The organism is Pseudomonas sp. A, from assembly GCF_056270345.1.
In genome coordinates, this window is the sequence record NZ_CM149873.1 from 1,866,718 (window position 1) to 1,880,247 (window position 13,530).

Below are 13,530 nucleotides of genomic sequence, written 5' to 3' on the forward strand. Positions count from 1 at the left end.
AATAAGCGAACACCCATGACCACGCGCATCCTCACCGGTATCACCACCACCGGCACCCCGCACCTGGGCAACTACGCCGGCGCCATCCGCCCGGCCATCCTCGCCAGCCAGCAGCCCGGCGTCGACTCGTTCTACTTCCTGGCCGACTACCACGCCCTGATCAAGTGCGACGACCCGCAGCGCATCCAGCGCTCGCGCCTGGAAATCGCCGCCACCTGGCTGGCCGGCGGCCTGGATCCGGACAAGGTGACCTTCTACCGCCAGTCGGACATCCCCGAGATCCCCGAGCTGACCTGGCTGCTGACCTGTGTCGCCGCCAAGGGCCTGCTCAACCGCGCCCACGCCTACAAGGCCTCGGTGGACAAGAACGTCGAAGCCGGCGAAGACCAGGATGCCGGCGTGACCATGGGCCTGTTCAGCTACCCGGTGCTGATGGCCGCCGACATCCTGATGTTCAACGCCAACAAGGTGCCGGTCGGCCGCGACCAGATCCAGCACGTGGAGATGGCCCGCGACATCGGCCAGCGCTTCAACCACTTGTTCGGCCAGGGCAAGGACTTCTTCGCCCTGCCGGAGGCGGTGATCGAGGAGAGCGTCGCCACCCTGCCGGGCCTGGACGGTCGCAAGATGTCCAAGAGCTACGACAACACCATCCCGCTGTTCACCAGCGCCAAGGACATGAAGGACGCCATCTCGCGCATCGTCACCGACTCCAAGGCGCCGGGCGAGGCCAAGGATCCGGACAATTCGCACCTGTTCACCCTGTTCCAGGCTTTCTCCACGCCGGCGCAATGTGCCACGTTCCGGGAAGAGCTGCTGCAGGGCCTGGGCTGGGGCGAGGCCAAGCAGCGCCTGTTCCAACTGCTCGACGGCCAGTTGGCCGAAAAGCGCGAACACTACCATCAACTGATCTCGCGCCCTTCGGACCTGGAGGACATTCTCCTCGCCGGCGCCGCCAAGGCCCGCAAGATCGCCACGCCGTTCCTTGAGCAGCTGCGCGAGTCGGTTGGCCTGCGTTCGTTCCGCACGACAGTCCAGGCAAACACCGAAGTGAAGAAAAAGGCCGCCAAGACCGCCCGCTTCGTCAGCTTCCGTGATGAAGACGGCAGCTTCCGCTTCCGCCTGCTGGCCGCCGATGGCGAGCAACTGCTGCTGTCGCGCAGCTTTGCCGATGGCAAAAGCGCCGGTGCGGTGAGCAAGCAACTGCAGCAAGGTGGCGAGGCCGATGTACGGGTCGAGGGCCTGAGCTTCAGTCTGTGGCTGGAAGGCGAGCAGGTTGCCGACGGGCCGCAATTCGAGGCCGCCGAGGCCCGTGACGCGGCCATCGCGAGCCTGCGCGAGGCCCTGGCGCCACAGCAGGACTGAGCGCTTCCCCTGTAGGAGCGGCCTTGTGCCGCGAAAGGGGCGCGAAGCGGCCCCGGCAGTTCTGCATGAAACGGAGATCCCGGGGCCGCTGCGCAGCCCTTTCGCGGCGCAAGGCCGCTCCTACAGGGGGCGTTGTGCGCTTGTTGATTGCAGGTAATGAGTCAAGTGGTCGCATGTATCATTGCCATCAGGCGGGCCGGTCGCTACAGTGACGGCCCGTTTTTTGTTGCCTCGCTAACGAAATCATGACGCCCCTAGAACGATATCAAGCAGATCTGAAACGTCCCGACTTCTTCCATGACGCGGCGCAGGAAACTGCGGTGCGTCACCTGCAGCGCCTGTACGACGACCTGGTGCGCGCGCAGAACAACAAGCCGGGTGTGTTCGGCAAGCTGTTCGGCAAGAAGGAACAGACGCCGGTCAAGGGCCTGTACTTCTGGGGCGGGGTAGGGCGAGGCAAGACCTACCTGGTCGACACCTTCTATGAAGCGCTGCCGTTCAAGCAGAAGATGCGCACGCACTTCCACCGCTTCATGAAGCGCGTCCACGAGGAAATGAAGACCCTCAAGGGCGAGAAGAACCCGCTGACCATCATCGCCAAGCGCTTCAGCGAAGAGGCCAAGGTGATCTGCTTCGACGAGTTCTTCGTCTCCGACATCACCGATGCGATGATCCTCGGCACGCTGATGGAAGAGCTGTTCAAGAACGGCGTGTCGCTGGTGGCCACCTCCAACATCGTCCCCGACGGCCTGTACAAGGACGGCCTGCAGCGCGCACGCTTCCTGCCGGCCATCGCCATGATCAAGCAGTACACCGACGTGGTGAACGTCGACAGCGGCGTGGACTACCGCCTGCGCCACCTGGAACAGGCCGAGCTGTTCCACTTCCCGCTCGACGCCGCCGCCCATGAGAGCCTGCGCGCGAGCTTCAAGGCGCTGACCCCGGAGTGCACCCAGGCCGTCGAGAACGACGTGCTGATGATCGAAAACCGCGAGATCCACGCCCTGCGCACCTGCGACGACGTCGCCTGGTTCGACTTCCGCGCCCTGTGCGACGGGCCGCGCAGCCAGAACGACTACATCGAGCTGGGCAAGATCTTCCACGCGGTGCTGCTGAGCAACGTCGAGCAGATGGGCGTGACCACCGACGACATCGCCCGACGCTTCATCAACATGGTCGACGAGTTCTACGACCGTAACGTCAAGCTGATCATCTCGGCCGAGGTGGAGCTCAAGGACCTGTACACCGGCGGGCGCCTGAGCTTCGAGTTCCAGCGGACCCTGAGCCGGTTGCTGGAGATGCAGTCCCACGAGTTCCTGTCGCGGGCGCACAAGCCATAAGCCATTCCTGTCGTGGGAGCGGGCTTGCCCCGCGATGGCGCCAGATCAAACAGCCCTTTTGTCTGATCTGGCGCCATCGCGGGGCAAGCCCGCTCCCACGATAGAAGGTTCAAGCCTCCTGCATGAACTGCTGCCGATACTGGTTCGGCGACAACTCCGTATGCTGGCGGAACAGCCGGGCGAAGAAGCTCGCGTCGTCGTACCCTACCTCATAGCTGATGGTCTTGATGCTCTTGCGCGTGCTCGACAGCAGGCCCTTGGCCGTCTCGATGCGCAGGCGCTGCAGGTAGTGCAGGGGCTTGTCGCCGGTGGCGCTCTGGAAGCGGCGCATGAAGTTGCGGATGCTCATGCCGTGGTTGCGCGCCACGTCCTCGAAGCGGAACTTGTCGGCGAAGTGTTCCTCGAGCCAGTGCTGGATCTGCAGGATGATCAGGTCCTGGTGCAGCTTCTGGCCGCCGAAGCCCATGCGCCCCGGGGTGTAGCTGCGCTGCACCTCGTAGAGGATGTCGCGGGCGACGGCGCGAGCCACGTTGGCGCCGCAGAACCGCTCGATCAGGTAGATGTACAGGTCGCAGGCCGAGGTGGTGCCGCCGGCGCAGTACAGGTTGTCGGCGTCGGTCAGGTGCTTGTCCTGGTTCAGGCGAATCTTCGGGAATCGTTCGGTGAAGCTGGCGAAGAAGCGCCAGTAGGTGGTCGCCTCCTTGCCATCGAGCAGCCCGGACTCGGCCAGCCAGAACACGCCGCTCGCCTCGGCGCACAGCACCGCGCCACGGGCATGTTGCTCGCGCAACCAGGGCAGGACCTGGGGATAGCGTTGCAGCAGGTTGTCGAAATCGTCCCAGAACGCTGGCAGGATGATCACGTCGGCGTCGTTCAGGCCACTGTCGACCGGCAGCTGCACGTTGCTGAAGCTGTCCACGGGCAGGCCGTCCGGGCTCACCAGGCCGATCTCGAACATCGGCTGCAGGCCCAGGCCCAGCTGTTTGCTGTAGCGCAGGCTGGCCAGGTGGAAGAAATCCTTGGCCTGCATCAGTGTCGAAGCGAACACTTTATCCACGGCCAGGATGCTGACGCGCCGCAAGGACGCGGAGGGTTGGGTAAACATCATTGTCATTGTTCTTATAGGGTAGAGTGGTCAATCACCGGCTGGATCGTCTTATTTTTTGGCGATTGTGTCTACCCCGCCAAAGTACGATCTCCATCGCGGGGCAAGCCCGCTCCCACGCCTGCCCCGCGATGGGGTATTCGCTCAAGGCGCCGGGTTCGGCTGCTCCTGATGCACCGCCTCGATCGCCGCCAGCAGCTCATCGCCCAGGCTCAGCGCCTGGCTGTCGATATTGCTGCGTAACTGCTCGAGGCTGGTGGCGCCGATGATGTTGCTGGTTACGAACGGCTGGCGCGTCACGAACGCCAGCGCCATCTGCGCCGGGTCCAGCCCGTGATCGCGAGCCAGCTGCACGTAGCGGTCGCAGGCGGCCACGGTCTGCGGGTTGGAGTAGCGGGCGAAGCGGATGTACAGGGTCAGGCGGGCGTTTGCCGGGCGGGCGCCGTCCTGGTACTTGCCCGAGAGCATGCCGAAGGCCAGCGGCGAATAGGCCAGCAGGCCGCACTGCTCGCGGATCGCCACCTCCGCCAGGCCCACCTCGAAGCTGCGGTTGAGCAGGTTGTAGGGGTTCTGGATCGACACCGCCCGTGGCCAACCGCGGGTTTCGGCCAGGTGCAGGAACTTCAGGGTGCCCCACGGGGTTTCGTTGGACAGGCCGATGTGGCGGATCTTGCCGGCGCGCACCTGGTCGTCGAGGACCTCCAGGGTTTCCTCCAGGGGGGTGAAGATGTCCTGGGGCAGGTGCTGGTAGCCGAGCTTGCCGAAGAAGTTGGTGCTGCGCTCGGGCCAGTGCAGCTGGTACAGGTCGATGCGGTCGGTCTGCAGGCGCTTCAGGCTTTCGTCCAGGGCGGCGACGATGTGCTGGCGGTTGTGCCTGAGCTGGCCGTCGCGGATATGGCTGATGCCGTTGCCGGGGCCGGCGACCTTGCTGGCCAGGATCCAGTCGTCACGGTCGCCGTTGGCGGCGAACCAGTTGCCGATGATGCGTTCGGTGGCGGCGTAGGTTTCCGGGCGCGGTGGCACCGGGTACATCTCGGCGGTGTCGATGAAGTTGATGCCGTGGGTCTTGGCCAGGGCGATCTGGGCGAAAGCCTGGTCCTGAGTGTTCTGCTCGCCCCAGGTCATGGTGCCCAGGCACAGGGCGCTGACGTTGAGGTCGGTACGACCGAGCTTGCGGTAATCCATCGGGAAGACGCTCCATGGCAAAGAGACCCATAAAAGCAGGTTGAAATTTTTCCTGCAATCTGGATAATTCGGCACCTCTCCGTGTGGCGGAAGTGATGCACCACCACAAAGGGGAACCCTTGTCGAACATTGGCGTGCCCGACCCGAGCCCCCAAAAGCGTCAGCGTTCGGCTGCGCGCTTGCCCTTGGCAAGCTGTGCACTATCCAGTAAGATTCGCCGTCTATTTTTCGCTGGGCGGCCTCTGAGGCTTTAGAGAATGAAAACTTTTACTGCTAAACCGGAAACAGTAAAGCGCGAGTGGTTCGTAGTCGACGCCGCTGGTCAGACCCTGGGTCGTCTGGCTACCGAAATCGCTAGCCGCCTGCGTGGCAAGCACAAGCCAGAATACACCCCTCACGTTGACACCGGCGACTACATCGTCGTCATCAACGCCGAGCAAATCCGTGTGACTGGTGCCAAGTCTTCCGACAAGATGTACTACTCCCACTCCGGCTTCCCGGGCGGTATCAAGGAAATCAACTTCGAGAAGTTGATCGCCAAGGCCCCTGAGCGTGTTATCGAAACCGCGGTCAAAGGCATGCTGCCGAAGAACCCGCTGGGTCGCGACATGTACCGCAAGCTGAAAGTGTACGCGGGTGCAGCTCACCCACACACTGCTCAGCAGCCTCAAGAACTGAAGATCTAACGGGATAGTTCATTATGTCGGCGACTCAAAACTACGGCACTGGCCGTCGCAAGACCGCAACCGCACGTGTATTCCTGCGTCCGGGCACTGGCAACATTTCCATCAACAACCGTTCTCTGGACGTGTTCTTCGGCCGCGAAACCGCTCGCATGGTTGTTCGCCAGCCGCTGGAACTGACCGAGACCGTTGAGAAGTTCGACATCTACGTCACCGTTTCCGGTGGTGGTGTCAGCGGTCAAGCCGGTGCAATCCGCCACGGCATCACCCGCGCCCTGATGGAATACGACGAAACCCTGCGTGGCGCCCTGCGTCGTGCTGGCTTCGTCACCCGCGACGCTCGTGAAGTCGAGCGTAAGAAAGTGGGTCTGCGTAAAGCGCGTAAGCGTCCTCAGTACTCCAAGCGTTAATACCGCTTCGGCAGTCGAAAAAAGCCCGGTTCCTTTTTGGAACCGGGCTTTTTTTATGTCTTCAACTAACCTGTTTGCTAGTCCGTGGCCGTTTGTCGCATAGACGCAGATCAAGCAAAGCGAGGGTAGTGGCCCGACCAGCGGGTAATCACCTTGTCAGCGTGTGGATTTGTTCCTTACCATTGCGGCCAATTTTTAGTGCCACAGACGTACCTAAGTAGATGCCTGTTAGAACAGGCCAAGCAAGCTGATGGGAGAGGACTGAATGAGCAATGACGGCGTCAACGCAGGCCGGCGCCGCTTCCTCGTAGCCGCGACATCCGTGGTCGGGGCAGCGGGGGCAGTGGGGGCAGCGGTACCGTTCGTGGGGTCATGGTTTCCCAGTGCCAAGGCGAAAGCCGCAGGGGCACCGGTGAAGGTCAATATCGCCAAGGTCGAGCCCGGCCAGCAGATGGTGGCCGAGTGGCGCGGTCAACCTGTATTCATCGTGCGGCGAACGGAAGAGATCCTCGGAAATCTGAAAAAGATCACCGGCGAGCTGTCCGACCCCGAATCCAAGGCGTCGGTGCAGCCGACCTACGTCGATCCGCAAGTTCGCTCGATCAAGCCCGAGATCCTCATCCTGGTCGGCCTGTGCACGCACCTGGGCTGCTCGCCGACGTTCCGTCCTGAAGTCGCTCCCGCCGACCTGGGCCCGAAATGGGTCGGTGGCTATTTCTGCCCGTGCCACGGCTCGCACTACGACCTCGCCGGGCGCGTCTACAAGTCCCAGCCGGCGCCTCTTAACCTGCCAGTGCCACCGCACTCGTACGAGTCGGACGAAATCATCGTCATCGGCGTCGATCAGGAGAACGCATGATGAGCAAGTTCATGGAGTGGATCGATGCGCGCTTCCCCGCGACGAAGATGTGGGAAGACCACCTGAGCAAGTATTACGCGCCCAAGAACTTCAACTTCCTGTACTTCTTCGGCTCCCTGGCACTGCTGGTGCTGGTCAACCAGATCGTCACCGGCGTGTGGCTGACCATGAGTTTCACCCCCTCGGCGGAAGAGGCCTTCGCCTCGGTCGAGTACATCATGCGCGACGTCGAGTACGGCTGGATCCTGCGCTACCTGCACTCCACCGGTGCCTCGGCGTTCTTCATCGTGGTCTACCTGCACATGTTCCGCGGGCTGCTCTACGGCTCCTACCAGAAGCCGCGCGAGCTGGTCTGGCTGTTCGGCATGCTGATCTACCTGGCGCTGATGGCCGAGGCCTTCATGGGCTACCTGCTGCCGTGGGGCCAGATGTCCTACTGGGGGGCCCAGGTGATCATCTCGCTGTTCGGCGCGATCCCGGTCATCGGTGACGACCTGACCCAGTGGATCCGTGGTGACTACCTGATCTCCGGCATCACCTTGAACCGCTTCTTCGCCCTGCATGTGGTGGCCCTGCCGATCGTGATCCTCGGCCTGGTGGTGCTGCACATCCTGGCACTGCACGAAGTGGGTTCGAACAACCCCGATGGTGTGGATATCAAGAAGAACAAGGACGAGAACGGCATTCCGCTGGATGGCATCCCGTTCCACCCGTACTACACCGTCAAGGATATCGCCGGTGTGGTGGTGTTCCTCTTCGTGTTCTGCGCGGTGGTGTTCTTCTTCCCGGAAATGGGTGGCTACTTCCTGGAAAAACCGAACTTCGAACAGGCCAACGCCTTCAAGACCCCTGAGCACATCGCGCCTGTGTGGTACTTCACGCCGTTCTACGCGATCCTCCGTGCGGTGCCCGACAAGTTGTTCGGGGTCATCGCCATGGGTGCGGCGATCGCCGTGCTGTTCGTGTTGCCCTGGCTGGACCGCAGCCCCGTGCGCTCCATGCGCTACAAGGGCTGGCTGAGCAAGATCTGGTTGCTGGTGTTCTGCGTGTCCTTCGTCATCCTTGGCGTGCTGGGCGTACTGGCGCCAACCCCGGGACGTACCTTGCTGTCGCAGGTGTGCACGGTGCTGTACTTCGCCTACTTCCTGCTGATGCCGTTCTACACAAGGCTCGAGAAGACCAAACCGGTTCCGGAAAGGGTGACTGGCTGATGAAAAAGTTGATTGCAGTATGCTTGCTGGCACTGATGCCTAGCCTGTCGTTCGCCGCCGAACATGGCCTGGAGCTGGACAAGGTCGATATCGACCTGACCGACAAGGCCGCGATGCAGGATGGCGCGCGCACCTTCGCCAACTATTGCATGGGCTGCCACAGCGCCAAGTTCCAACGCTATGAGCGCGTGGCCGACGACCTGGGGATTCCCCATGAGCTGATGCTCGAGAACCTGGTGTTCACCGGCGCCAAGATCGGCGACCACATGAAGATCGGCATGCAGCCCAACGATGCCAAGACCTGGTTCGGCGCCGCGCCGCCCGACCTGACCCTGGTCGCCCGGGTGCGTGGCAACGACTGGCTGTACACCTACCTGCGCAGCTTCTACGAGGACAAGTCGCGACCATACGGGGTGAACAACAAGGTCTTCCCCAACGTCGGCATGCCCAACGTGCTGGTGGGCCTGCAGGGCAACCAGGTGATCGGTTGCAAGCAGGTGCAGACCGAAGTCGATGGCAAGAAGCAGTTCGACCCGCTGACTGGCAGTCCGCTGACCCATGAAGCATGCGACCAGCTGACCGTGGAGGAGAAATCCGGTACCCTGACGGCCGAGCAGTTCGACGAGAAGGTCAAGAACCTGGTGACCTTCCTGGCCTATTCGGCCAACCCGGTCAAACTGGAAAGCCAGCGCATCGGTACCTACGTGTTGCTGTACCTGGCTTTCTTCTTCGTGTTCGCCTACTTGCTCAAGCGCGAATACTGGAAGGACGTGCACTGATCACGCAGTAGTTTCTGGTAGTTGAACGCGCCCGGGGGGCTCCAGCGATATTGCTGGGGCGCCCCGGGCGCGTTTTCATTTGAAGTTTTACAAGCATCCCGTGCGAGGAGGCGCTACATGGGCGCAACCAACAGGTTAGCCTGCTATTCCGACCCCGCTGATCATTACTCTCATCGGGTCCGCCTGGTGCTCGCGGAGAAAGGCGTCACGGTGCAGATCATCGATGTCGACGCCAATCGCCTGCCGCCCAAGCTGATTGAAGTGAACCCTTACGGCAGCTTGCCGACCCTGGTCGATCGCGACCTGGCGCTGTACGAGTCGACCGTGGTGATGGAGTACCTCGAGGAGCGTTACCCGCACCCGCCGCTGATGCCGGTCTACCCGGTGGCCCGGGGCAACAGCCGCTTGCTGATGCACCGCATCCAGCGTGACTGGTGCGCCCTGGCCGACACCGTGCTCGATACGCGCAGCAGCGAGGCGGCACGCACCCAGGCGCGCAAGGAGCTGCGCGAGAGCCTGACCGGCGTGGCCCCGTTGTTCGGCGAGATGGCCTGCTTCATGAGCGAGGAGCAAAGCCTGGTCGATTGCTGTCTACTGCCCATACTCTGGCGCTTGCCGGTGATGGGTATCGAATTGCCGCGGCAGGCCAAGCCGCTGCTGGATTACATGGAGCGACAGTTCGCCCGCGAGCCTTTCCAGGCGAGCCTGTCCGCTGCCGAACGTGAAATGCGCAAGGTTTAAGAGGAACCGTTGATGAACTCCAGTCGCCCCTATCTGGTTCGTGCGCTGTACGAGTGGATCGTCGACAACGATTGCACGCCGCATATGCTGGTCAATGCCGAGTATCCGGCGGTCCAGGTGCCCCAGGGTTTCGCCAGCGATGGCCAGATCGTCCTGAACATTTCTCCCAGTGCCGTGCGCAGCCTGCACATGGACAACGAGGCGGTGAGCTTCGAAGGCCGCTTCGGCGGCGTGGCGCACTCGCTCTTTGTGCCGGTCGGCGCCATCCTCGGGATCTACGCCCGGGAGAACGGTCAGGGTATGGTCTTCGAGCTGGAGCCACCGCTCGAGGATGAGGACGACCTTGAAGACGACGCCGTTGAGCCGGATGACCAAGGTCCGCCCGAGCCGCCGCGCCCGAGTGGCCGTCCAAGCCTGAAGGTGGTCAAGTAACTACGCAGCAAGAAGATCACGGCCGCTGCGCGAGCCTCATGGAGCGCATGCCTGTGTTTTGTGACAGCTGTTGGCTATTTATCATCGCCGATTGACTTATCGTAACCAATTTCAGAAGCTCACGACTTGCAGCCGAAGGCCGCCTTCTGGCCTGAGGCCGAAGTAACCTGGCCAGGGGCGGGAAACCGCCTCTGGCTCGATGGGGCCTTGCGGCCAGGTAATGCAGCGACACACCGGTCGACCCAGGACGGGCGACCCGACAACAAAAACAAGAGAAGTCATCGACATGGATGTGAGATGTGATCAGCTCAAGGCGCTGACGGGTACCCTGTGCCTGGCGTTCGCCACCGGACTGCCGCTGTCTGCTGCGGCGGCCTACCAGGAAACCGGTCGCCCGGGCGACCCCGCCAGCTGGCGGTCGGCCGAGTACCAGCAGGACTGGGGCCTGGAGCGCATGCAGGCGAGCCAAGCCTATGCCGCCGGCATCACCGGCGCCGGGGTCAGCATCGGCGCCCTGGACTCGGGGTTCGATGCCGCCCATCCCGAAGCCAGTCCCGGACGTTTTCACTCGGTTACCGCCACCGGCCAGTATCTGGACGGCACTCCGTTCAGCGTGTCCGGGGTGCTCAATGGCGCCAACGACAGCCATGGCACCCATGTCACCGGCACCATGGGTGCGGCCCGTGATGGCGCTGGCATGCATGGCGTGGCCTTCAATGCCCAGGTCTACGTGGGCAACACCAACCACGACGACAAGTTTTTGTTCGGTCCCGGCCCTGACCCCAAGTATTTCAAGGCGGTCTACGATGCCCTGGTGGACGCCGGTGTGCGGGCCATCAACAACAGCTGGGGCAGCCAGCCCAAGGATGTCAGCTACCAAACCCTGGACGGCTTGCGCGCGGCCTACGCCCAGCATTTTCAGCAGGACACCTGGCTCGACGCCGCCGGCGACGTGGCGCGCCGCGGCGTGATCAACGTATTCAGCGCCGGCAACAGCGGCTATGCCAACGCCAGCGTGCGCTCGGCGCTGCCGTACTTCCAGCCGGAGCTGGAAGGTCACTGGCTGGCGGTGTCGGGTCTGGACAAGAACAACCAGCAGAAATACAACCAGTGCGGCATTGCCAAGTACTGGTGTCTGGCGACCCCGGGCGCGGCGATCAGCAGCACCGTGCCCGGTGGCGGCTACGCCACCTACAACGGCACCTCGATGGCCGCGCCCCATGCCACTGGAGCCTTGGCCCTGGTCATGGAGCGCTATCCCTACCTGAACAACCAGCAGGCCCTGCAAGTGCTGCTGACCACCTCGCGCCAGCTCGATGGTTCGCCGACCCAGGGGCCCAGCGACCGGGTCGGCTGGGGCGTCCCGGACCTGGGCCGGGCGTTGCACGGGCCCGGGCAGTTGCTGGGTGAATTCGACGTCAACCTGGGGCGCGGGCAGGGCGATACCTGGAGCAACGGCATCTCCGACCAGGCCTTGATACAGCGTCAAACCGAGGATGCCGCAGAGCGCCAGGCCTGGCAGCAGACCCTCAAGGATCGCGGCTGGGAGCACGGCCTGGCAGCGGGCGCCAGCCAGCAGGATCGCAGCGACTATGCCCTGGGCATGGCCCGCGACGCGGCTGCCGCGCAGCGGGTTTACCAAGGTAGCCTGGTCAAGTCCGGGGCTGGCTGGCTCGAACTCACGGGGGACAGCAGCTACCGCGGCCCGACCCGCGTCGATGGCGGCTTGCTGGCGGTCAACGGCAGTCTGCAATCGGCGGTGACGGTCAACGCAGGCGGTACCCTGGGCGGCAATGGGCGGGTCGGCGCCCTGACCGCCAGCGCCGGGGGCGTGGTGGCCCCGGGTAACTCCATCGGCACCTTGAATGTCGCTGGCAACCTGGACTTGCAGCCGGGCTCGACCTATCGGGTGGAGCTGTCGCCCACGGGCAGCGACCGGCTCGTCGTTGCTGGCCAGGCCAGTGTCGTCGGCGCCAATCTCAGCCTGGAGCCCCAGGCGCGGCCCAACCTGTTGGCCGGCGGCCCGGTATCCAGCCTGGTGGGGCGCCAGTTCGACATCCTGCAGGCCGCGGGTGGCGTCAACGGGCGCTTCGCCCAGGTCGAGCCCGACTACCTGTTCCTGGGGACCTTCCTCGATTATTCGGCCAACGGCGTGCAACTGGACGTGACGCGCAGCGCCACGACGTTCGCCAGCGTCAGCGCCACGCCTAACCAGCGCGCCAGCGGCGGCGCCGTGGAACGGTTGGGTCCAGGCAATCCCGTGTATGAAAGCCTGCTGCTTTCGACCTCGGCGGACCAGGCCCGGGACGGCCTGCGCCAGCTGGCCGGGGAGATCTACCCGGCGCTGGACTCGATGCTGCTCAGCCAGGGCTCGGTCTTGCGCGATGCCCTGGGTGAGCGCGTGCAAGACCGAGCCTTGAGCGCTGGTGCGTCTGGAGCAAATGCCAGCGAGTCGGGCTCGACCCAGCTCTGGCTCAAGGGCCTGGGCAGTTGGGGACGCATCGAGGGCGTGCAGGGCAGCGAGTCCTATACCAGTTCCCTGGGCGGCCTGCTGCTGGGCGTGGACCATGACCTTGACGAGCAGACCCGGGCCGGCCTGGCCGCAGGCTATAGCGACAGCTCCCTGGGCATGGGCGGCAGCCATTCCCGGGCCACGGTCGACAGCTATCACCTGGGCGCCTATGTCCGCCACGACCTGGACCAGCTGCGCCTGAGCCTGGGCGCAAGCCACAGCTGGCACCGTGCCGAGGTCCGGCGCGACCTGGCCTATGGCGAGGTGTCCGGTCGTCAGCGCGCACGGGTCGATGCCCGCAGCCAGCAGGTGTTCGCCGAGGCGGCCTATCGCCTGGCGTTGCCAGCGGTGCAGTTGGAACCTTTCGCCAACCTGACCTACCAGCACCTGGAACGCGACGGCTTCCACGAGAAAGGCGATGCCGCGGCGCTGCATGCCGGTGACGAGCAGCGCGACGCCTGGCTCAGCACCTTGGGCCTGCGTGGGCGCCAGCAATGGCAGATAGGCCCGCAACAGGACCTGCAACTGGCGGCAAGCCTGGGCTGGCAGCATCGCCTGAGCGGCACCCAGGATCGCGAACACCTGGCTTTCGCCGGCAGCGACCTGCCGTTCCGGGTGGAGACTGCGCCGGCCTTGCGCGATGCCGCGCTGGTGGGGCTGCAGGCGCGGGTGGGGTTGACCCGCGACCTGGACCTGAGCCTGGACTATCAGGGGCGCCTGGCCAGTCGCGAACAACAGCATGGCGCGGGACTCAACCTGCAATGGCGGTTCTGAAACGCCCTGGCGCGAGTTGGGCCAGGCGTTGCAACACGGAGTGTGACCAACGCGGTACTAAACCAAAACAAAACTAAGGAAGGTTGTAGTGAAGCAAGTCAGAAAGGATGACAGCGCACTCGCGCAGGGCTGGG

At 63.6% G+C, this 13,530-nt stretch carries 12 protein-coding genes; 10 read left to right on the plus strand and 2 right to left on the minus strand.

Annotation, left to right across the window (positions count from 1 at the left end; translation table 11 throughout):
• The first annotated feature begins 15 nt into the window (after positions 1–15).
• Both AC0MAZ_RS08470 and zapE read left to right on the plus strand, forming a co-directional pair.
• Positions 16–1,365, plus strand: coding sequence for a tryptophan--tRNA ligase (locus tag AC0MAZ_RS08470; RefSeq protein ID WP_475860858.1), 1,350 nt, complete (start codon positions 16–18; stop codon positions 1,363–1,365).
• A 245-nt stretch (positions 1,366–1,610) separates the two neighbouring features.
• Entirely contained in the window at positions 1,611–2,705 is a 1,095-nt protein-coding gene (zapE, locus tag AC0MAZ_RS08475) for a cell division protein ZapE (protein ID WP_110736744.1), read from the plus strand.
• Positions 2,706–2,814: 109 nt separating this feature from the next.
• On the opposite strand, the gene AC0MAZ_RS08480 is transcribed toward zapE, so the two are convergent.
• On the minus strand, positions 2,815–3,711 hold the full coding sequence (locus AC0MAZ_RS08480) for a GlxA family transcriptional regulator (RefSeq protein ID WP_181427810.1): 897 nt from the start codon (positions 3,709–3,711) through the stop codon (positions 2,815–2,817).
• Between the two features lie 243 nt (positions 3,712–3,954).
• On the minus strand, positions 3,955–4,995 hold the full coding sequence (locus AC0MAZ_RS08485; protein ID WP_475860859.1) for an NADP(H)-dependent aldo-keto reductase: 1,041 nt from the start codon (positions 4,993–4,995) through the stop codon (positions 3,955–3,957).
• Between the two features lie 257 nt (positions 4,996–5,252).
• Between AC0MAZ_RS08485 and rplM the strand changes: the two genes are divergently transcribed.
• The 8 genes from rplM (at position 5,253) to eprS (ending at position 13,396) form a co-directional block, all read left to right on the plus strand.
• Positions 5,253–5,681, plus strand: a complete 429-nt coding sequence (gene rplM, locus AC0MAZ_RS08490; RefSeq protein WP_008097538.1) for a 50S ribosomal protein L13 — start codon at positions 5,253–5,255, stop codon at positions 5,679–5,681.
• A 14-nt stretch (positions 5,682–5,695) separates the two neighbouring features.
• Positions 5,696–6,088, plus strand: a complete 393-nt coding sequence (gene rpsI, locus AC0MAZ_RS08495) for a 30S ribosomal protein S9 (protein ID WP_043198013.1) — start codon at positions 5,696–5,698, stop codon at positions 6,086–6,088.
• Between the two features lie 265 nt (positions 6,089–6,353).
• Complete coding sequence (gene petA / locus AC0MAZ_RS08500; RefSeq protein ID WP_023628711.1) at positions 6,354–6,947, plus strand: ubiquinol-cytochrome c reductase iron-sulfur subunit; 594 nt, start codon at positions 6,354–6,356, stop codon at positions 6,945–6,947.
• Positions 6,947–8,158, plus strand: a complete 1,212-nt coding sequence (locus AC0MAZ_RS08505; protein ID WP_203647917.1) for a cytochrome b — start codon at positions 6,947–6,949, stop codon at positions 8,156–8,158. The genes petA and AC0MAZ_RS08505 overlap by 1 nt, the downstream gene beginning before the upstream one ends.
• On the plus strand, positions 8,158–8,937 hold the full coding sequence (locus AC0MAZ_RS08510; RefSeq protein ID WP_050703833.1) for a cytochrome c1: 780 nt from the start codon (positions 8,158–8,160) through the stop codon (positions 8,935–8,937). Before AC0MAZ_RS08505 ends, AC0MAZ_RS08510 begins: the two co-directional genes overlap by 1 nt.
• 117 nt (positions 8,938–9,054) lie before the next feature.
• Positions 9,055–9,678, plus strand: coding sequence for a glutathione S-transferase N-terminal domain-containing protein (locus AC0MAZ_RS08515; RefSeq protein WP_234562074.1), 624 nt, complete (start codon positions 9,055–9,057; stop codon positions 9,676–9,678).
• 12 nt (positions 9,679–9,690) lie between these two features.
• On the plus strand, positions 9,691–10,110 hold the full coding sequence (locus AC0MAZ_RS08520; protein ID WP_203647915.1) for a ClpXP protease specificity-enhancing factor: 420 nt from the start codon (positions 9,691–9,693) through the stop codon (positions 10,108–10,110).
• A 286-nt stretch (positions 10,111–10,396) separates the two neighbouring features.
• On the plus strand, positions 10,397–13,396 hold the full coding sequence (gene eprS, locus AC0MAZ_RS08525) for an autotransporter serine peptidase EprS (RefSeq protein WP_475860860.1): 3,000 nt from the start codon (positions 10,397–10,399) through the stop codon (positions 13,394–13,396).
• The last annotated feature ends 134 nt before the right edge of the window (positions 13,397–13,530 follow it).

Bases quoted from the DNA above. Each gene is read 5' to 3' on its own strand.
- AC0MAZ_RS08470 (WP_475860858.1), top strand. From the start codon at position 16: ATGACCACGCGCATCCTCACCGGTATCACCACCACCGGCACCCCGCAC.
- zapE (WP_110736744.1), top strand. From the start codon at position 1,611: ATGACGCCCCTAGAACGATATCAAGCAGATCTGAAACGTCCCGACTTC.
- AC0MAZ_RS08485 (WP_475860859.1), bottom strand. From the start codon at position 4,995: ATGGATTACCGCAAGCTCGGTCGTACCGACCTCAACGTCAGCGCCCTG.
- rplM (WP_008097538.1), top strand. From the start codon at position 5,253: ATGAAAACTTTTACTGCTAAACCGGAAACAGTAAAGCGCGAGTGGTTC.
- rpsI (WP_043198013.1), top strand. From the start codon at position 5,696: ATGTCGGCGACTCAAAACTACGGCACTGGCCGTCGCAAGACCGCAACC.
- petA (WP_023628711.1), top strand. From the start codon at position 6,354: ATGAGCAATGACGGCGTCAACGCAGGCCGGCGCCGCTTCCTCGTAGCC.
- AC0MAZ_RS08505 (WP_203647917.1), top strand. From the start codon at position 6,947: ATGAGCAAGTTCATGGAGTGGATCGATGCGCGCTTCCCCGCGACGAAG.
- AC0MAZ_RS08510 (WP_050703833.1), top strand. From the start codon at position 8,158: ATGAAAAAGTTGATTGCAGTATGCTTGCTGGCACTGATGCCTAGCCTG.
- AC0MAZ_RS08515 (WP_234562074.1), top strand. From the start codon at position 9,055: ATGGGCGCAACCAACAGGTTAGCCTGCTATTCCGACCCCGCTGATCAT.
- AC0MAZ_RS08520 (WP_203647915.1), top strand. From the start codon at position 9,691: ATGAACTCCAGTCGCCCCTATCTGGTTCGTGCGCTGTACGAGTGGATC.
- eprS (WP_475860860.1), top strand. From the start codon at position 10,397: ATGGATGTGAGATGTGATCAGCTCAAGGCGCTGACGGGTACCCTGTGC.